This window comes from Alteromonas sp. a30, from assembly GCF_026788005.1.
Taxonomy (GTDB): Bacteria; Pseudomonadota; Gammaproteobacteria; order Enterobacterales; family Alteromonadaceae; genus Paraneptunicella.
In genome coordinates, this window is sequence record NZ_JABEPE010000015.1 from 103068 (window position 1) to 121673 (window position 18606).

The 18606-nt window shown below is 42.3% G+C and carries 16 protein-coding genes, 1 tRNA gene and 1 riboswitch; of the genes, 2 read left to right on the top strand and 15 right to left on the bottom strand.

Annotated elements, in window-relative coordinates; translation table 11 throughout:
* Positions 1 to 25: 25 nt before the first annotated feature.
* The 6 genes from HJG39_RS14575 to nhaR all read right to left on the bottom strand — a co-directional run bounded on the left by HJG39_RS14575 (position 26) and on the right by nhaR (position 6820).
* Positions 26 to 805 (bottom strand): transporter substrate-binding domain-containing protein, encoded by a 780-nt coding sequence (locus tag HJG39_RS14575; protein WP_268410123.1) that lies wholly within the window; start codon positions 803 to 805, stop codon positions 26 to 28.
* Between the two features lie 123 nt (positions 806 to 928).
* The gene (locus HJG39_RS14580) at positions 929 to 1228 is read right to left on the bottom strand and encodes a hypothetical protein (protein WP_268410125.1); all 300 of its coding nucleotides are present in this window, start codon (positions 1226 to 1228) and stop codon (positions 929 to 931) included.
* Positions 1229 to 1688: 460 nt separating this feature from the next.
* On the bottom strand, positions 1689 to 2201 hold the full coding sequence (locus HJG39_RS14585) for a hypothetical protein (RefSeq protein WP_268410126.1): 513 nt from the start codon (positions 2199 to 2201) through the stop codon (positions 1689 to 1691).
* 131 nt (positions 2202 to 2332) lie between these two features.
* Positions 2333 to 4069, bottom strand: a complete 1737-nt coding sequence (gene argS / locus HJG39_RS14590; RefSeq protein WP_268410128.1) for an arginine--tRNA ligase — start codon at positions 4067 to 4069, stop codon at positions 2333 to 2335.
* Positions 4070 to 4074: 5 nt separating this feature from the next.
* Positions 4075 to 5658, bottom strand: a complete 1584-nt coding sequence (prfC, locus tag HJG39_RS14595; protein WP_268410130.1) for a peptide chain release factor 3 — start codon at positions 5656 to 5658, stop codon at positions 4075 to 4077.
* 244 nt (positions 5659 to 5902) lie between these two features.
* The gene (gene nhaR / locus HJG39_RS14600) at positions 5903 to 6820 is read right to left on the bottom strand and encodes a transcriptional activator NhaR (protein ID WP_268410131.1); all 918 of its coding nucleotides are present in this window, start codon (positions 6818 to 6820) and stop codon (positions 5903 to 5905) included.
* Between the two features lie 122 nt (positions 6821 to 6942).
* Between nhaR and nhaA the strand changes: the two genes are divergently transcribed.
* Positions 6943 to 8142, top strand: coding sequence for a Na+/H+ antiporter NhaA (gene nhaA, locus HJG39_RS14605; protein WP_268410133.1), 1200 nt, complete (start codon positions 6943 to 6945; stop codon positions 8140 to 8142).
* Between the two features lie 67 nt (positions 8143 to 8209).
* Here nhaA and HJG39_RS14610 read toward each other — a convergent pair whose 3' ends face one another.
* The 8 genes from HJG39_RS14610 to HJG39_RS14645 all read right to left on the bottom strand — a co-directional run bounded on the left by HJG39_RS14610 (position 8210) and on the right by HJG39_RS14645 (position 15483).
* Positions 8210 to 8956: a type IV toxin-antitoxin system AbiEi family antitoxin domain-containing protein gene (locus tag HJG39_RS14610; RefSeq protein ID WP_268410135.1), complete on the bottom strand. Its 747-nt coding sequence runs from the start codon at positions 8954 to 8956 to the stop codon at positions 8210 to 8212.
* Between the two features lie 160 nt (positions 8957 to 9116).
* A complete protein-coding gene (gene rimI / locus HJG39_RS14615; protein WP_268410137.1) occupies positions 9117 to 9572 on the bottom strand; it encodes a ribosomal protein S18-alanine N-acetyltransferase in 456 nt (151 codons plus the stop codon).
* Between the two features lie 36 nt (positions 9573 to 9608).
* On the bottom strand, positions 9609 to 10121 hold the full coding sequence (locus HJG39_RS14620) for a hypothetical protein (RefSeq protein ID WP_268410139.1): 513 nt from the start codon (positions 10119 to 10121) through the stop codon (positions 9609 to 9611).
* A 32-nt stretch (positions 10122 to 10153) separates the two neighbouring features.
* Positions 10154 to 10230: transfer RNA gene (locus HJG39_RS14625), tRNA-Trp, on the bottom strand.
* Between the two features lie 117 nt (positions 10231 to 10347).
* A complete protein-coding gene (locus tag HJG39_RS14630) occupies positions 10348 to 11316 on the bottom strand; it encodes a phosphotransferase (protein WP_268410140.1) in 969 nt (322 codons plus the stop codon).
* Positions 11317 to 11325: 9 nt separating this feature from the next.
* Positions 11326 to 11934 carry a nicotinamide riboside transporter PnuC gene (pnuC, locus tag HJG39_RS14635; RefSeq protein WP_268410141.1) on the bottom strand — a complete coding sequence of 203 codons (609 nt, stop codon included), beginning with the start codon at positions 11932 to 11934 and terminating at the stop codon, positions 11326 to 11328.
* Between the two features lie 35 nt (positions 11935 to 11969).
* A complete protein-coding gene (locus tag HJG39_RS14640; protein WP_268410142.1) occupies positions 11970 to 14039 on the bottom strand; it encodes a TonB-dependent receptor in 2070 nt (689 codons plus the stop codon).
* 77 nt (positions 14040 to 14116) lie between these two features.
* Positions 14117 to 14240: riboswitch (TPP riboswitch) on the bottom strand.
* Between the two features lie 118 nt (positions 14241 to 14358).
* Entirely contained in the window at positions 14359 to 15483 is a 1125-nt protein-coding gene (locus tag HJG39_RS14645) for a pyridoxal-phosphate-dependent aminotransferase family protein (RefSeq protein WP_268410143.1), read from the bottom strand.
* A 217-nt stretch (positions 15484 to 15700) separates the two neighbouring features.
* Here HJG39_RS14645 and HJG39_RS14650 point away from each other — a divergent pair, with 217 nt between their 5' ends.
* Entirely contained in the window at positions 15701 to 17857 is a 2157-nt protein-coding gene (locus tag HJG39_RS14650) for a GNAT family N-acetyltransferase (protein ID WP_268410144.1), read from the top strand.
* Positions 17858 to 17868: 11 nt separating this feature from the next.
* On the opposite strand, the gene HJG39_RS14655 is transcribed toward HJG39_RS14650, so the two are convergent.
* Complete coding sequence (locus tag HJG39_RS14655; RefSeq protein ID WP_268410145.1) at positions 17869 to 18432, bottom strand: GNAT family N-acetyltransferase; 564 nt, start codon at positions 18430 to 18432, stop codon at positions 17869 to 17871.
* Positions 18433 to 18606: the final 174 nt, after the last annotated feature.

Sequence of the window (18606 nt, forward strand, 5' to 3'; positions counted from 1 at the left end):
GTAAGTATAGGAGCTCTGCGCTTGCCTAATGGTAATCGGCGTACTTGTTGTAGAAGGCTTCCTTATCAAGGCTTTCTAATGCTTCCCATAAAGCTTTCGCCGCAGGTGTGTGCATTTTATAGAATGGTTGACTAAAAATTAAATAGCCAGAATTAGAGACGACGGGAATAGGATTGTGCTCGAAGCCAAGCGGTAAGTTCTGCTCTTTACAATTAGCAACGGATGCATCAACCCTACCATTGAATAAAAGACGATGAGCCAGATTTATTGTATTCGTTTCATAAATTTCCAAGCCTTTACTGCTCAAATCTTGGATCAGCTGATAACCGCTAGGAACTGATACACTCACCGGGGCACTCATCACTAGCGTTTTACCATCCCATGTGAAGTCTGTACGACGACGGTTAAAAATGAAGCAAGTTTGATTACTCAACATTGCCTTGCTGCTGTCTAAATCACCGCTGGATTTGCGAGGATAAACCCCAAAATTTGCGCGCTCGTCTGAGTAGCGGCCAATGACACCGTCGACATAACCATCTCGTAAATCGCTCAAGCAGCGTTTCCACGGGTAACGCACAAATTGTATTTGCACGGCTGCCACCTGATTATTGAGTTCCTGCATAATTTCAATCGTAGCACCGGGGAAGTGCTCAGGCACGCGTCGACCCGATCCCGTAAAGTGGGGTAAGACTTCTTTATTTTCGTAGCAGAATATAAATTTAACCGGCTTTTGAGCAGCAATAGCGTCACTCGGTATGCATCCGAAAAGGAAAAAAATAATGAAGAGTGGTAGGTAAATGCGCATAACCCCTTCTCAAAAACCGTCTTAACTTCTTAATACCCGACTAGCAATAGCCGGACCAACTTGCCAACAGTATGACAGACCTATTGGTAATTGAGAAAAAGAAAAATCTCTTTTGGGTAATTTTCAGAACTTTGAATAAATAAATCCTTCATCTTCGGCATTATCCAGCCTTAATGTTAGTAACATCAAGCTAACATACCAAAGGAAAGCGAAACTTCCTCCATCTATACCAAGCGCAAGAATATAAGGTTTAAGTAAGAAGACATGGGAGGCAACAATAGGAATAAATAAAATAAGCAGCCATTTTAGACTCGGTGCGAGCTTAACCTTCTTTTCACAAGATGGACAACTCTTAACTCTGCCCCACTTGTTAAGTGCTTTAGAAAACAATTGGATACTTGTACCACAATGCGGACATTTCATATTATCTCCTTGCAGTTAACCTTGCATAGACCCAATAGTAACAACGGATACCTGTTATTAGAACGCCTTGGGGACGGGTAGGTTTCATAGGCATCGATTAAAAAATGTTTTATATATTTTACAGGTAAATAAAATACTTTTTATTTACACATCAATGAAATAGAAACATTTTATTAACATTCATCGGAAACGCTTTATAGATAAGGAGGGTAAGATTTAGAAACCGCTTTCAAGGAGCATTTTTGGAAAACATCAATGTGAAATAAGTGTAAATATGAAAAGAATAATTAAATTAAAAAAATTGTGAACCGGCTCACGATTTTAAATAAGGTATAAATATTTTTAACGCTATATGGTGAAAAAGGTAAGACGCCAATCTATGCCTACAGTCCTGTTCTAACACTCATCAAGAAACGTAAATTGACGCCTTAAACAATGCAATAAACCCGAATAGCTAAATTTAATTTAGCGCCTCGATGGCCCCCAATTGCTCAGGTGTTACCATTTTTGTCACGGAGATTTCTGAACGACCTAAATCTTTATGGACAAATCCATACTCCACCGATTTTACAGACACCATGCTACTTTCATGGCCTTCTGGCAACATAACGGTTGGATTGCCCATTAAGTTGGACCAACGCATGTATATTTCTGAGCGTGCTGACACTTCAAAGGTAACATCGTAATAAGGACGCTCTTTATCACCCGTTACGATGCCATGCTTGTAAATTTGAATGTTGTGCTTACCCGGCTTTAAACGTGCGAAGCTGTATGACTCTTCTGGCAATACTGCCAAAGGTTTACCGTTTAGATGCACAGATGGCCATTCGCCAACCGTATTAATGTCGAAACTTCGATAAACATAAAATATCGACTCATTCGCTTCTGGTGTGACTTTGGTAAATAACGGCCCGTTTGCACAGCCAGTTAACACGGAAAACAACACAAACGACAACAACAACTTCCACTTCATACAGAACATCCTTCTAGTTATTTTTGATAGATTGAGACCGAAGCGGTCAAGAATGCCATACTGCAAGGGGAGAAAAAACTCCCCTTATGCCATTGTTTTACTGCCAAGCCAACCAAGGTGGCTTAAAAAGGTTACATTTTGTCGAGCGTTTCGATACCAAGAAGTTCAAGACTCAACTTAATGCTATTTGCTGTTGCAGCAGCTAACATCAAGCGACTGTTACGCGTTGCCTCGTCCACATCATCTTTTAAGATTGGGCAAGCCTCGTAGAAGCTCATAAAGGCACTGGCTAACTCATAAACATAGGTACACAAGACATGCGGTGTTGCTTCAACCAAAACAACGTTGATGGCTTCAACCATTTGCAATAATTTTACTGCTAAAGTGCGTTCCTGCATCTCAACGACCGATACAGGCGCATCCAAACTATTCAAATCAACATCGGCTTTTCTGAAAATACTCATGACGCGGGTATAAGCGTATTGCAGGTATGGTGCCGTATTGCCTTCAAAGCTCAACATGGAATCCCAGTTGAACATGTAATCGGTAGAGCGGTTTTTGCTTAAATCGGCATATTTTACCGAGCCAATCCCGACAATGCGCGCAACCTCTTTTCTTTCGGCTTCGGATAAATCCGTGCTACGCTCGGCAATAAGCTTTTCAGCTCGCTCAACGGCTTCATCTAATAACTCCGCAAGCTTAACAGTACCACCAGAACGCGTTTTAAACGGCTTACCATCACTCCCCAACATCATGCCAAAAGGACAATGCTCGTAGCTTTGCTCAGGTAGCATAAAGCCAGCCTTACGGGCAACTATCTCGGTTTGTTTAAAATGCAAAGCTTGGCGTGCATCGGTTAAGATTAACGTTCTGTCGGCTTTTAATACACCAGAGCGATAGCGGATAGCGGCCAAATCGGTTGTGGAATATAAGTAACCACCACCAGACTTTTGCACAATGTAAACAGCCGGATTACCTTCTTTGTCGGCTAATTCTTCAAGGAAAACGACTTTTGCGCCTTGATCTTCAACGGCAATCCCCTTCTCTTGTAACTCAGCCACTACATTAGCAAGGTCGTCGTTGTAGGCGCTTTCACCCATAATGTCTTTGCGCGTTAAGCTAACATTGAGCTTTTTATATACTTCTTCACTGTGTGCAACAGATACATCAATGAAACGATGCCAAAGCTGCATACACTGCTCATCGCCCCCCTGTAGCCTAACCACATAATCTCGAGCGCGATCTGCAAAACCGTCTTCTTCATCAAAGCGAACTTTAGCTTCACGATAAAAGTCTTCCAAGTCAGACAATGCCGTTTCCGCGACTTCGTTGGCTTGAAGTTTGTCGCTCAAGTGTGCGAGCAACATACCAAACTGTGTCCCCCAGTCCCCCATGTGATTCTGACGAATCACCTTGTGTCCCATGAATTCCAAAGTTTTGACGACGGCATCACCAATAATAGTGGTACGCAAATGGCCTACGTGCATTTCTTTGGCAAGGTTAGGCGAGGAATAGTCTACAACAACAGTTTTCGGCTGCTGAGGTTCAATACTGAGGCGATCAGAGGCCACCAGCGCTGCCATTTGCTGCCCCAAAAATTCGGGGTGCAAATGAATATTAATAAAACCGGGACCGGCAATTTCTAGCTTATCTGCGATGCCATCAAGATCGACCGCCGCTACAATCTTCTCAGCAATATCACGTGGCTTTTGTTTTATCAGTTTAGCTAGCGCCATGGCACCGTTAAATTGATATTCGCCAAACTCAGGACGAGTGCTTCGTGTTAAAGGTGTGGGAGCATTTTCTGGTGCACCAATGCTAACTAACGCGGCTTTGAATTTATCTAAAAGTAACTGCTGAATGTTCATTAAGCTTAGTGTTCCCGAGTTTTGTTAAAGTTCACGTCTGGATAGCGTTCCTGCGCTAAAGATAGATTGACCATAGTCGGTGCAATGTAAGTTAGGTTATCACCACCATCTAACGCTAAATTCACTTCGTTTTTGCGTTTAAATTCGGTGAGTTTTGCATCGTCATCACAATAAACCCAACGCGCAGTGGCCACATTTACATGTTCATATAATGCATCCACGTTATATTCTGCTTTTAGCCGTGCCACAACCACATCAAATTGCAGCACTCCCACCGCACCAACGATCAAATCATTGTTGATCATGGGTCGGAAAACCTGCACGGCACCTTCTTCGGCTAATTGAATCAAGCCTTTCAAAAGTTGCTTTTGTTTCAGCGGATCTTTTAAACGAATGCGTTTGAATAGTTCTGGTGCAAAATTAGGAATACCGCTAAAGCGGAACTTTTCACCTGAGGTGAACGTATCACCAATTTGAATGGTGCCATGATTATGTAAACCAATGATGTCGCCAGCATAGGCTTCTTCGAGCAAGGTTCTGTCGCCAGCTAAAAACGTGAGGGCATCAGAGATTCGTACATCTTTGCCAACACGAGGCTGATGCATTTTCATACCTTTTTCGTACTTGCCCGAGACAATTCGACAAAACGCCACGCGGTCTCGGTGTTTTGGGTCCATATTGGCTTGTATTTTAAAGATAAAACCACTGAACTTTTCTTCTTCAGGTTGGACAGTTCGATCATCGGTTTCGCGAGATTGTGGCGCTGGCGCCCACTCGGTTAAGCCATCTAGCATATGATTGACCCCAAAGTTACCCAGTGCCGTGCCAAAGAAGACGGGCGTTAGTTCCCCATTTAAAAACTCTTCTAAATTAAACTCATGGGATGCGCCTTGTACTAACTCCAACATTTCACGCAATTCTTCGGCGTAGTAGCCAATTGCTTCATCCAATTCTGGGTTATCCAAGCCTTTAATGATGCGCTCTTCTTGGATGGTATGACCTTGCCCCGTGGAATATAAAATCGCTTCATCGCGTAACAAGTGATACACGCCTTTAAACTCTTTGCCCATGCCTATAGGCCAAGAAATGGGCGCACACTTGATTTTGAGGATGTCTTCCACTTCATCAAGTAACTCAATTGGATCGCGAATATCACGGTCCAGCTTGTTCATAAAGGTGATAATTGGCGTGGTACGTAAGCGCGTGACTTCCATCAATTTGATAGTACGTGCCTCTACGCCTTTTGCCGAGTCGATGACCATTAAACAGGAATCTACCGCCGTTAAGGTGCGATAGGTATCTTCTGAGAAGTCTTCGTGCCCCGGTGTATCCAGCAAGTTAACAAGCTTGTCGCGATACGGGAATTGCATAACGGATGTGGTAACAGAAATACCACGCTCTTTTTCCATTTCCATCCAGTCAGATTTTGCATGCTGACCTGACTTTTTCCCTTTTACGGTACCTGCGGTTTGCAAGGCATTCCCGAACAAAAGAACCTTTTCTGTAATGGTGGTTTTTCCGGCATCGGGGTGACTGATAATGGCGAAAGTCTTTCTACGGGCGACTTCCTGCGCTACTGAATTCGACATGAATGTAAATCTTCTGGTTGAATTTCGATTAATACTGAAAAATTGCGCGCTATTTTCCCTGATCTTGCCGCTATAAACAATGATTGCTCAAATGAAAACCTGCTTTTCTTTTATCAGCAAAAACTTAAGGAAAACGATAGAAAATATTGGGTAAACAATGAGTACACATAGCGAGGCTGATTTAATGCACTCATCACCTACCCAAATGCTGCTTCATAAACGGCAATGCGTGAGCTTTACGTTGTTAGGTGGGTACATCCTCTTGTTTATTTTTTGAGGTTAAATGTGCAACTAATTCGTTTACCGCCGCATTGGCAATTTTTCGTTCTGGTGTTATCAAATAATATGACTGAAAGACATTCTCTATTTTGCCTATCATTTTGACGTTGTAATTACGTTCCACCTCGCTTTTCACCATCAATGGTGCAGGGAAAATACCAAAGCCACGATTACCAAACGCTTTCATCAATGCGCTGTCATCAACATGACCGGCAATGGTTACTTGCAGTTGCTTATCTGCCAACCAGTATTCAATCGCGCGATTCATCGGGCTTTGCTTGCCGGGTAAAAGCAGCTTTTCCTCGGTGACGCATTGAGGGAATGGTTGAGTAAAGCGTTTCAGCCACTCTTCCTTACCAAAGAAACCAATCTCGCTTTTTTCGATTTCATGACAGTACACCTTCAAGTGGTATTGTGTGTCCGTTGGAATATCAGCAAAAACCATATCAAGTTTGTGTATTGCCAACTGCGCTAACAACTCTTGCTGTCCCCCATCAATACACGTAATGTTCACCTTATGTTTAGACTGTAATACCGGTGCCAACCATTTAGAAACCAATGATTTAGGCAAAGCATCGGAAATCCCCACCTTTACATTTTGCGCATAATCCCCATGGTTACCTGATGTGGTTTCTAACCATTCTTCAGCTAGACTAAAAATATCGTCAGCGTACTTTTTGGTTATTTTACCAAAATCAGTCAAAACGAGTTGTCGCCCTTGGCGCTCAAAAAGTTTGTTGCCAAGGCGCTCTTCCAAGCAACTGATTTGCGCGCTGACCGTTTGCGGGGTTAGGTAGAGAGATTTGGATGCCTTAGCAATGCTTCCTTCTCGACTAACCATCCAGAAATAGTAAAAGTGGTTGTAGTTAATATTTGTGATCATTCGTATTTCCCGAATTCAGAAGCAGAAATAAGCAGGTTTATTCTGGGTATGTAAGTTAGTAGATTAACACAACGTTGACTAGAGCCATTTTTCAAAACGTTTACGAGGTAATCTCAAAACCAATGAATTCACTCCAAGATTTTTTCAGGCTCGAAGCAGCCAGCGGCATCCTGCTTATGGCGGCAACAGTCCTAGCATTACTGGTTGCCAATAGTCCACTGTCTGAATATTACAACATGCTAGTTTCCGTTGTAGCGGGTGTGCATATTGGCGATTTTGGCATTAATAAACCCCTATTGTTATGGATAAACGATGGCTTAATGGCCGTGTTTTTCTTTCTTGTTGGGCTTGAACTCAAACGCGAAATGTTAGAAGGCCAGTTAACACGCCCGCAAAATGTATTACTTCCCATGATTGGCGCTGTAGGTGGCATGGCGGTGCCTGCTGTTATCTATACATTTTTTAATTATGACGAGCCCGCAACGCGCGCTGGTTGGGCTATTCCTGCGGCCACAGACATTGCTTTTGCTTTGGGTATTTTAGCGTTACTGGGTCGCTCGGTTCCTTCATCTGTTAAATTATTTTTGGTTACGTTAGCAATTATTGATGACATCGGTGCCATTCTAATTATCGCACTGTTTTACACCCACAATATTGCCTTTGTTCCATTGATTATCGCCGCAGTTTGTTTACTCGTTTTAGGGATTTTAAATAAACGCCGAGTGGTTGATATTCCTGCCTACATATTGGTTGGCGTAGTGCTTTGGACGGCGTTATTGAAGTCAGGAGTGCATGCAACTTTAGCTGGCGTTATCCTCGCTTTTTTCATTCCTATGCGTTCGCGAGAAAAAATCAAATCCTATTCGCCAGTGAAGTATTTAGAACATAGTCTGCACCCATCAGTCGCTTTCGTTATCTTGCCAATATTTGCGTTTGCCAATGCAGGTGTGGATTTACGCAATATTAGTCTTGAGTCCGTTATGCATCCCGTCACTTTAGGTATTGCGCTGGGCTTATTCGTGGGTAAACAAGTGGGTATTTTTGGCTTATGTTTGCTCAGCATAAAATTGGGAATTGCTCGACTACCGCGGACAATGAGCTTTTTACAACTTTACGGCGTATCTATCTTATGTGGTGTTGGTTTTACCATGAGTTTGTTTATCGGCTCCCTTGCCTTTGATGAAACCAAGAACACCCTGATTGATGAACGCTTAGGTATCTTAATCGCATCCATGCTTTCAGCTTGCGTTGGATTTTTTGTTTTGAAGTGGTCTTTGCATCGTCAAGCATTAGCCAAGACCAAAACCGTCTCCCAACCCTAACTACAGCAACATCCGTAGTTTTGGCCGTCCTTGGACGGCCTTTTTTATGTGGAAGAGGGGAAAGTTATTAAGCAGGATAAAATGCGGGGATTGTAATGTTATGTCGAGTATCCACGATGCCATCTCGAATCACCGTAACCACTTCATCACTAACGGGGACTTCGCTAAATGCTTTTGCCCATTTCTGCTGCGTTTTACAAGCAAAATGTAAAAATAATCGGTTCGCCTTATCCGATGCCGAATGTATTAATAAAGACAGCATATTATCGATATTAATGGATTCGATGGACTGAATTAACTTGAGCGCTGCTCCGAAACGCGCCTCATCGGTGACTTGCTCTAAATATTCTAAAATTGAAAGTTCAACACTGCTTGCCACTAGCGTTAAGCCATTCAGCTCAACGTTGGTTAGTTGGTTTTCTGGTGTTTTCGAAAAAATTCGACTGACTTTATTCACGACTGAAACCGATTGCTCATGCGCCCATTTCGGCAGCTTTTCAAATTGGTTGGAAACCAGTTGTATTTTCTCGCCAGAAGTAATTGGTTCACTAATCATGCCTTGCACTTTCAGACTAGTTATACCGGAAAGTCGAACCGGTATCAGTTGTTGATGTTGTAGCGCATTAACAATATAAGGCCAACTAACATCTTGCTGCTCTTTTCCATATAAACCGATGGAAAGCCGCTGCAACTGGCCTTGCTCAATATAGGTTTGAATGTTGTCGTGGGAGATGCCGTTAGCCACAATATAAGCGCTGACTAACACACCTTGTTGCGCAAGTTGGGATTCAAGCCACTGGAGATCGTTTGCCATAGGAGGAACCTTCATCAAAGCTAAAATTTGCAGGTAATCCAAGGCACTATTTAAGAATGTAAGTGTGAAAGCAAGAGAAAATAAGCGCTTGCCAATAAGGTGAAAAATGCGGGTGTTGTCCTGCGGGGAATCACAAAATTAAACTGCCAAAAAGTACAGGTTATTGCCCCAGTATTAAACGCATGATAATGGCATCCTCTTTGCCGTTTTCTGTTGGATAGTAGTTTTTTCTGCGTTCGATTTCTTCAAAACCCATATCATGATAAAGGGCGATAGCGGTAATATTAGACACTCTCACTTCCAACCACGCTTCATGAGCCTGCAAACGGTTACTTTCACGCAAGAAATGCTGCAATAGCATTTTACCAAACCCCTTCCCTCGCTCACTTTGGTCAATACCAATATCCATCAAGGTAACTTCAACCGACACTTTCAAGCCAATGTAGTAGCCTACTATTTGCTCGTTTTGCAGCAATTGGAAGCCAAAGTATGGCTCGGTAAGGCAATCAGCAAACTGACCTTCGCTCCACGGAAACACATGGCAATTGAGTTGTAATTGAAAGGCGTCTTGGTATTGAGAAGGAGGAATAACGTCAATTTGAGGTTGGTCAGGCACAAGCAAAGTCCCCTTTTAAATTGTCTTATTGCGACATTAGCGCTTTGATGAGTTTTGCATTACATCCCATAAACGCTTTTTAGCGTCGCTATCCATTAAGGATGATGTCACTTTGTAGGTAAGTGATGGAATCGATTCAATGCTTGACGCCGCACTCTGCTCCTCTATCAAAATAAGCTTGGCATTTTCAGCGTTCGCAGCGATTTCGTTATCTTCCAATATCAGTAAATCATGTTGGTTGGCATCTAATGTAATGAGCACATCTTTCACCCACCATTGCGGTAACTTCTCTGCTAACGTTTTGGAAGCAAAGACGACTTTACCTGTTACATCCACGGATGTTTTTGGAGGAGCTTCTTGTTGGGTACTAGGTTCCTGTGCGGAATAAACCGATGTAATCGATTCATCAGGAACAGATTCTTGTTTACGATAATTTTGAGCTGAGGAGGATTGAATCTCTGGAGATAAAAGTGTTACATCTGAGAGCTGCCACGAGGAAATGCCTAGCTCAGAAAGTATCGCTTTTTGGAAATAACTTTGCTTAGACATTTACTCACCCACTTCAACATATTCTGTGAGAGTGGCAGGGGCGGAGGGACTCGAACCCCCAACCATCGGTTTTGGAGACCGCTGTTCTACCAATTGGAACTACGCCCCTAGAGTTACACTCGCTTATCTGCGACAAGCTGCGGCATTATATCTAAGCACTTAAAAAGGTAAAGGGCTTTTTTCACTTAATTGATTCGTCTGACTATTTATTGTCTTCTCTGGCTATTTAACAAGCTAAATGCTGACGGAGCTGCTGATGGTAAGCATCAAACCACAAGCGGTTTGTTAGCTCAACTAAAGGCCTCGCTGCGGCGACCTGCTCAGCAATCTCTTTTTCCGAATGATTTATAAGATAGCCTTGTTGATGCGCAGACTTTACATAAGCCAATACTAAGAACTGCGCTTCTTGTGAAGAGAAGTTGTTAGCCATAATCGCGCAGGCGACATCAAACGCAGGATGGCCGATTGCTGCATATTCCCAATCAAACACCATATGTTGATTCGGATTTATAACGACATGATTCAGAGCAAAGTCATGGTGACACAAGGTGGTTTTCTCCATACTTTGCCAACGCGGCGTTAGCGCATGGATTTCATCTAGATAGTCGTCTTGTTTCCTTTTGTCGATGTAAGATAAATACAAATGCCAATGTGAGATCAACGCAAGCTCTTTTATCTCTTTTGGGATTAGGGAACTATTTGAGATTGATGTTGAGATAGATGGCTCAGCCGTTAAGGTGAAACTAGAATGCAGCAGCGCCATGACTTCAGCGAGCTTTTGAATTGAAGCAAAATGACTGACTTCTGTTTGTTCTTTGGTTTTTTGTTTTATTTTAAAGACGACATCCTTTTGCCTATTGCCCTGCTCTGCTTTATTTAACGTATCGCACTCCACTTCAACAAATTGCTCTATCTGCCAAAGTTGATCGTCTGATAAAGCCAAAGGCCGCGGTGCCCAAGCTAAGTTAGCCAAGGCTTTTTGTACGGCAAACCGTTCAACGCGATCAAAAGGCATGAAACTTGTCGCATGAAAATGTTTAACAAAATAGCGCTCTTTACCCGCAGTCACCTTAAAGGTGTGATTACTGGATTCACAAACTTGCAACTCAACTTGATAACCAGCCGGCAACCAAGGTAAAGACTGCAAGAATTCGTGCAGGCGTAAAATCAACGATTCAGAAGGTGATTCAGTCATGAGGCCAGTTTAAGTAGTCATTGAGCCAGTTTCTATTCTCGATTGTTGCTGCCAATTCTTTAAGCCATAAATCGCCATAAAGAAATAACCGATAAATAGGATCGTGGTGAAATATAATCCTTGAGATGCGTACAAGTATGTTGCAATGCTATTGATCACTATCCAGTAGCCCCAGTTTTCAATGACTTTTTGGGTGACTAGAAATGTTGTGAAGACACTAAATACGGCAACACCTGCGTCCAAGTATTGCGTCGAAATATGTGTTGTACCATCACCCAGTTGCACAAATAAATGCGTGGCGAATAACAAAATAACGATAGACAATAAATGCCATTTGATACTCAACGTTTTAACGCTGGATACGGATTGATTAGCAGCGATTTTGCGCCATGAAAGCCACCCATATAAAGCCATCAACACATAATAAATGTTCAGCCATGACTGATGTGGCAACGCAGACTCCCAGAAAACCCAAGTATAAATGCTGGAACTGAATAAGGCGCATGGCCAGCACAGCATATTTTGTTTCGCCGCTAGCCAAACGTAAGCAAAGGCTAATATCGCCGCTATCATTTCAAGCAGGCTTAGCGCCGATACTTCACTGATTATGCTGTCCATGACACCCTCTCTTATAAGTTATTTTATGGTCGTGATTAGAATCGGTAGTCAGCGCTAATGCCAACCTGTCTACCATCACCTAATTGATAGTAAGGCTCTTCAGGAAAATAACCGTCTCTTGGATCGTTGTTAAACCCACCAAAGCCACGCACAAAATAGGTTTTATCAAATAGGTTTTTAGCCCATAAACTCAACTGCCAATCATTTAGCTGATACGACAAATTAGCATGCCAAAGCACATAAGAAGGCGAAAGTTCATCATGACCATCGGAAAAACGATGTTCGCCTTTACCGTCGGCTTCAATGTTTAAACGAAGATTTTCGCTTAAATCTGACTGCAAACGTACATTAAAGGTGTAATCCGGTGATTGTGCCTGATCTTGCTTCTCAATGTACTCGCCTTTGGCATTGGTATAGTTTTCAAACTCTGCGTTAAGTAACCCTAGATTGGTAAACAGGTTAAGACTTGGGCTAATTTCAAATTGCGTTTGCAATTCCAACCCGTAGTTTGTCCCTAAATCGGCATTGGCAATCACATCAACAAAACTAACCGCTTCGCTGCCTTCAATTGGCAATGTAGTGAAATCGCTAATTTGAGTGTCTTTGCGATCCATGTAAAACGCGGATACTCCTACAAATAAACGCTTATCAAGGAAAAACTGCTTCAAGCCAATTTCGTAATTCCAGTTGTATTCGGCATCAAATAAGCGATGTTCATTTTCGATGCGTTGGTCTGGATTAAACCCTCCTAATTTGTAGCCTCGATGCACACCAGCATAGAGCAAACCGAACGTTTCAGAGTCGTATTCCAGTACCAGTTTACCGCCCACTAAGGTGTCGTCGCTAACATCGGAAAATTCACGATTATCACGGTAATCAATATCGTTCGTTTCTACACGTAAGCCGGAAACCAACGTCAATTTATCGCTGAGGGTAGTCTCGAATTGCCCGTACGCGGCGTAAGTCACTACGCTGTATTCGCTGGTAAAGTCATCATCATAGGTATATTGACGCAGCAAGGATTCGTTGGTATCGCGCAAATAAACGCCCAATAACCATGAAGTGCTATCAGCAAATAGCTTGCTACTTGCGTTCGACATAATGCGTACATCTACTGCTTTATTCTCGCGATTACGGAAATATTCGTCGACCGAACTGTATTCATCGGGATGAAAACCAACAAAGGTCCAGTCTTCATCGTAACCATACTCGATGTCTGAATCATTGTAAGTTAGTACCGTTTGGATGCTGCCCCAGCTTTCTTGCCATGTTGTATTGATACCAAATGCATGGGTTTGTTGGCGATCGAATCCGGGTTCATCAGAGCGAGTTTTTCTATCGTTATCTAAAGAAAAAGCATCGTAACCATTGTCGATATCGAAAAACTGATAGGACAAATCCATGGTCATCTCTTGGTTAGGCTGATAACGTAATTTTAATCGTGAAGAAAATTCGTCGATGTTGTCGGTATCGTCACGATCTAGATAGCTATTTTCAATAAAACCATCGCTTTTAAATTGCTGAACGGCAACACGATATTGCCAATCATCACTTAAGCTATCGCCGTAAGCCCCAGCGAGTTCCCATGTATTATTCTGCGCCAGTCCCGCTTTAAAGCGTCCGCTTGCTTCTTTTGATGGATCTACGGTTTTTAATTTAATTAACCCCGCCATAGCTGACGCACCAAAAGCGGTACCTCGTGGACCATTTAGCACTTCAACTTGTTCAATGTCGAATAACGTAGCGATGCCAACGGTGCCAGAAAAATCCATATCATCGATAATAAAACCAACGGATGGGTTGATTGGCTCCGCAAACTGACTACGCTCGCCGATTCCACGAATTTGAACAAAGCGTCCTCGACCAGCACCGCTGGCAAACGTGACGTTTGGAGCAACATTGATAATTTCTTCAAGGTGCTGGGCTTGACGAGTATTAATCGTATCCAAAGACACTACGGCCACAGAACTGGCTATATCTTCTATAGAATCGCCTCGAAAATCAGCGGTGACTTCAATGGTTTCAATTTGATTTGCTAAAGCGGGTTGAAAAACCGCGCACAGACTTAACGCAAGATAGGTTTTACCTAAGTGTTGTTTTTTCACTTTTCGTGGATCTCTTCTTGTTCATATACATGAAAAGATCCGGTTTTACGGCAGGGTAAAAGATGTACTAACTTTGTGAAGAGTAGAATCACCATCCCTACGCCGGCATTATCCGGATCAGGTTATAGGGTTCCGATAAACTTCGATCTCAGCCTTAACGATTAATGATAAATCACTAATCAGACACCCCTTGGTTCTGTGATGCAGCTAAACAGCATCGGGGCGGATTGTAGCAACCTTTTGAAGAGTTTCAAGAAAGAATTAGCGTGGGGAAATTGGCCGGGTAAGGAACCCGACCAAGACTGTTCGTATGATGAACTTATTTTAAAACATTGCTAAGTGTCGCTAAACAAAGGGCAACGTTTTCACTACGAGCACCATAGCCCATCAATCCGATACGCCATGTTTTACCTGCGAAATCACCTAAACCAGCGCCAATTTCTAGGTTGTACTCTTCTAACAAATGTTTACGTACTGAGGCATCATCAATGCCTTCTGGGATGTAAATATTGTTTAATTGAGGTAAACGCTCAGCTTCTGGCACAACTAGCTCTAAACCAAGCTTATCTAAGCCATCACGCAGTTGTAGGTGCATTTTCTGATGGCGTGCCCAAGAATTCTCTAAGCCTTCTTGTTGAAGCAGGACTAATGACTCATGTAATGCGTAGAGTGCATTAACTGGAGCTGTGTGGTGGTAGCTACGCTTGCCTTCGCCAGACCAATAGCTCATGACTAGCGATTGGTCTAAGAACCAACTTTGAACGGGTGTTTTGCGCGCTTTAATTTTCTCCACCGCTGCATCGCTGAAGCTAACTGGCGATAAACCCGGTACACATGATAAGCATTTTTGGCTACCAGAATAAATAGCATCAATGCCCCATTCGTCTACGCGTAATTCAACACCACCAAGTGAAGTTACTGCATCAACAATGCTTAAGCAGCCATGCTGTTTCGCAATGGCACACAATGTTTTCGCATCCGAAAGCGCGCCTGTTGAAGTTTCAGCATGAACAAACGCCAAGAATTTCGCATCTGCGTTCGCTTTTAATGTATCTTCCACTTGCTGAGGATCAACAGCTCGTCCCCATTTTTGTTCGATAACAACAGGAACCCCACCGCAACGCTTAACATTTTCGGCCATACGCTGACCAAATACGCCGTTGATACAAACAACAACTTTATCACCTGGCTCAACGAGGTTAACAAAACACGTTTCCATACCGGCTGAACCCGGTGCAGAAACAGCCATTGTCAATTTATTTTCTGTTTGAAATGCATACTGCAACAAGGTCTTAATTTCATCCATTAAGCCAATAAATAGCGGGTCAAGATGCCCAATGGTCGGCTTTGCTTGAGCAGCTAAAACTTGAGGGTTAACGTCTGATGGGCCTGGTCCCATAAGGATTCTTCTAGGCGGGAAAAAGTGTGAAATATTCATAAACATATGCACTATTGTTGATTAAGGATGAAAGACTATCATGGTATAAATTTACCCGGCAATAGGATAATGTAATTACCCAACTGAATTTCTCTACTTTGTGTAAACTATTCAGTCAATAGCCTCGATTCTTCGTATATTTTATTTCTCAGTGATTAAGACATTAGAAAATCACCGTAAGACGCCGTAAACTACTTCTTTTCACGTATTTACTAGACGCTACATGAATTTTCACTCAGAGATTTTCCAATGGCTTGAGCAAAGAAAGCAGAGTCCGCATCATCGCCAACTTCTAATACTTGCGGGTGATGAACAATGGGGGATACAAACTGCAAAATCCATTATTCAAGCACTGAATGAAAATAGCAATAGTCCGGTATTAAGCGTCGCTGTACCAAACTTGGGGACTTGCATTGAAAACAGCAAATACCGCCAATTTTTAGGACAAGAATTTAACGCATTAATCTACAATGCTTGGCAAGGGATTCGCGCTAACGCCTTATCGGCACTTGCCGGAACCGTACAAAAAGGCGGCCTAATGCTGCTTCTCTGTCCTGCCTTTGACTCTTGGCCTGCATATAAAGACCCAGAACTACCGAAACGTATTTCTTTTGGTTATGTTGAAAATTTTCAAACCAGTTATTTCGTAAAACGGCTAATTCAACAAATTGAAAATGATCAAGACGTTGCCATTATTACAGTTGATAAATGCAAACTTCCTTTAGCTCCTGTTGATACTTTGAATGAGCGACCGGAAACACAAAGATTAATAGCTAACATTAACGTATCGAGCGCTCAAAAAAGCGTTATTGATGCGGTAATAAAAGTGGCAATTGGTCACAGAAGTCGCCCCCTTATAATTGAAGCTGACAGAGGACGAGGCAAATCCGCTTCTTTGGGAATAGCCGCTGCAACCTTAACTCAAAGGTATAATAAAAAAGTAATAGTTACCGCCTCCCATCGCTCTCAGTGTGCTCAAACTTTTAGGTTTTATGAGTTAGCTAAAGGCGCTGATTCGTGCTTATGTTATTGGCCTATTGATAGACTCATTGATGAGCAACCTCAGGCGGATCTTATTTTAATTGATGAAGCTGCAACGATTCCGAATAGCCTATTAAATAAACTGTGTCATTTATATAAACGCTTAGTCTTCAGTACAACTATTCATGGCTATGAAGGCAGTGGAAAAGGTTTTGAACTCCGATTTAAACCGCAACTGATTGAACAGTTTCCACATACAAAGCACTGTTATTTATCCCCCCCTTTAAGATGGTACGAAGGAGATGCACTTGAACGCTTCTGGTTTCAGTTTTTCTGCCAGCGCTCCGTTAAACGAAACCGCGTGTCGCTTACAGTTAGTCAAGATGGTCGTTATTCTGGCTATGTAAGCAAACAGCAATTGCTGGACTCTCCAGAAATGCTACACGATATATTTACATTACTTATTGAAGCGCATTACCAAACAAGTCCCGATACGTTGACGGCTTTACTAGAAGCTCCCAATCACGATCTTTTCGTCATTATAGATTCAGGGAAGGTTGTAGCAACGGCACTAACCGCCTTAGAAGGGGGGGAATGTTTGAATAAACTGGCACATGAAATCAGCAGTGGGAAAAGGAGGCCAAATGGTCACTTACTAGCCCAAAGGCTAAGTTATTTGTGCTCAGAGCTAACATTCTCTACTTACCAATACCGCCGAATCGTACGTATTGCTGTATCTCAACACCACAGACGTAGAGGGCTCGCTTCCGAGTTAGTGAAATTAATTGAGACTTATGACGATGAAACAAGCGCAGACGCTAAAGCAACTTTTATTGGCGCTTCATTTGGCCTTGATGTGGGGACACTGCAGTTTTGGTTAAGCCAAGGCTTTAACATTGTTGATATAAGCTACAAAAAGGAAACAACCACCGGGGAATTCAACGCGTTAGTTCTTAGAGCAATTCCTAATACTGCCAGCTCAGCATTAACCGATTTAACGTTTCTAATTCAAAGGTTCCAACAAGAGTTTACATTCCAGCTTTCAAGGGTATTCCAAACGATGAATACTGCTCTTGTTAAACAAATCTTGATAGACAGATACCATAAGCATATAAACAAAGCAGATAGGACTGACGATAATCCAAACTATCGAGATAAAGAACTGCTGCAATTTGCTAAAGGAGAAAGAACACTGGATATAAGCTTACGGGCTATCCACCAATTCTGTGTAAACAAATTAGACTTTGCGCGTAGTGATGATGAAGAAATGTCAATCCTTATTCAATATGTACTGCAAAACCGTAGCGTGTCTGAACTACAAAAGCAGGGGTTGATAAAAGGCAAAAAAGAACTTCAAGATAAGTTGAGACACACCCTAAGCAAGTTGGTTGGCTACTGATAAAGCAGTGGCTATCGCCCCGGTAAGTCTCGACGAATTAAACTATACAAATCCATGGAATGAAAAGCGCCATTCCAAAAGCACTTATCCCTGAGCGTGCCTTCATATTGAAAACCAAAACGTTTAACCAGCTTAATTGAGGCTTCATTATGAGGGAGGATTGATGCCTCTATTCTGTTCACAAAAAAGGGAAAACCTTCACTGAAGGCGTAATCTAAAATTACAGCTAACATTTCTGTTGCGTATCCCTGACCCCAATATTCAAATGCTAAGTCATAACCAAGGTTTACACTATGATCAAATTCATTCCAGGTGGTAAAACCCGCCGTTCCGATTAACTCACCGGAACCCTTTTTTCTCGCAGCCCAACGAATTCCGGTAAAGCTTTCAAAACGTGCATCAAAGTAATCAACTAAATTATCTGCTTCGCTAATATCTTTGAAACGCTCAACATCGTAATTTTCAATTACTCTTGGGTCAGAAAATATTTTATAGATTGAAGTTCTGTCTGATTTGGTTAGCCTATCAATTATCAGGCGCTCTGTTGTTAATACGGGAAATATTTTGAATGCCATTAAGGTTGTACTAAGCAAAATAGGAATACGAAGACCTTAATCAACTTTCTGATCTTTATCTATTTAAATTTTGAATTCTATTTCAAGTATTGAAACGAAAAAAAGCCCTGCTCGTATGAACAGGGCTTCTTAGGAATGGGAGCCTGGCAGTGTGCTACTCTCACATGGGGAAAC

Excerpts from the sequence above, each read along its gene's own strand:
- nhaR (WP_268410131.1), bottom strand. The coding sequence starts at position 6,820 with ATGATCACAAATATTAACTACAACCACTTTTACTATTTCTGGATGGTT.
- HJG39_RS14620 (WP_268410139.1), bottom strand. The coding sequence starts at position 10,121 with ATGTCTAAGCAAAGTTATTTCCAAAAAGCGATACTTTCTGAGCTAGGC.
- HJG39_RS14585 (WP_268410126.1), bottom strand. The coding sequence starts at position 2,201 with ATGAAGTGGAAGTTGTTGTTGTCGTTTGTGTTGTTTTCCGTGTTAACT.
- HJG39_RS14650 (WP_268410144.1), top strand. The coding sequence starts at position 15,701 with ATGAATTTTCACTCAGAGATTTTCCAATGGCTTGAGCAAAGAAAGCAG.
- HJG39_RS14580 (WP_268410125.1), bottom strand. The coding sequence starts at position 1,228 with ATGAAATGTCCGCATTGTGGTACAAGTATCCAATTGTTTTCTAAAGCA.
- HJG39_RS14645 (WP_268410143.1), bottom strand. The coding sequence starts at position 15,483 with ATGTTTATGAATATTTCACACTTTTTCCCGCCTAGAAGAATCCTTATG.
- prfC (WP_268410130.1), bottom strand. The coding sequence starts at position 5,658 with ATGTCGAATTCAGTAGCGCAGGAAGTCGCCCGTAGAAAGACTTTCGCC.
- HJG39_RS14610 (WP_268410135.1), bottom strand. The coding sequence starts at position 8,956 with ATGGCAAACGATCTCCAGTGGCTTGAATCCCAACTTGCGCAACAAGGT.
- HJG39_RS14655 (WP_268410145.1), bottom strand. The coding sequence starts at position 18,432 with ATGGCATTCAAAATATTTCCCGTATTAACAACAGAGCGCCTGATAATT.
- pnuC (WP_268410141.1), bottom strand. The coding sequence starts at position 11,934 with ATGGACAGCATAATCAGTGAAGTATCGGCGCTAAGCCTGCTTGAAATG.
- argS (WP_268410128.1), bottom strand. The coding sequence starts at position 4,069 with ATGAACATTCAGCAGTTACTTTTAGATAAATTCAAAGCCGCGTTAGTT.
- HJG39_RS14575 (WP_268410123.1), bottom strand. The coding sequence starts at position 805 with ATGCGCATTTACCTACCACTCTTCATTATTTTTTTCCTTTTCGGATGC.
- nhaA (WP_268410133.1), top strand. The coding sequence starts at position 6,943 with ATGAATTCACTCCAAGATTTTTTCAGGCTCGAAGCAGCCAGCGGCATC.
- HJG39_RS14630 (WP_268410140.1), bottom strand. The coding sequence starts at position 11,316 with ATGACTGAATCACCTTCTGAATCGTTGATTTTACGCCTGCACGAATTC.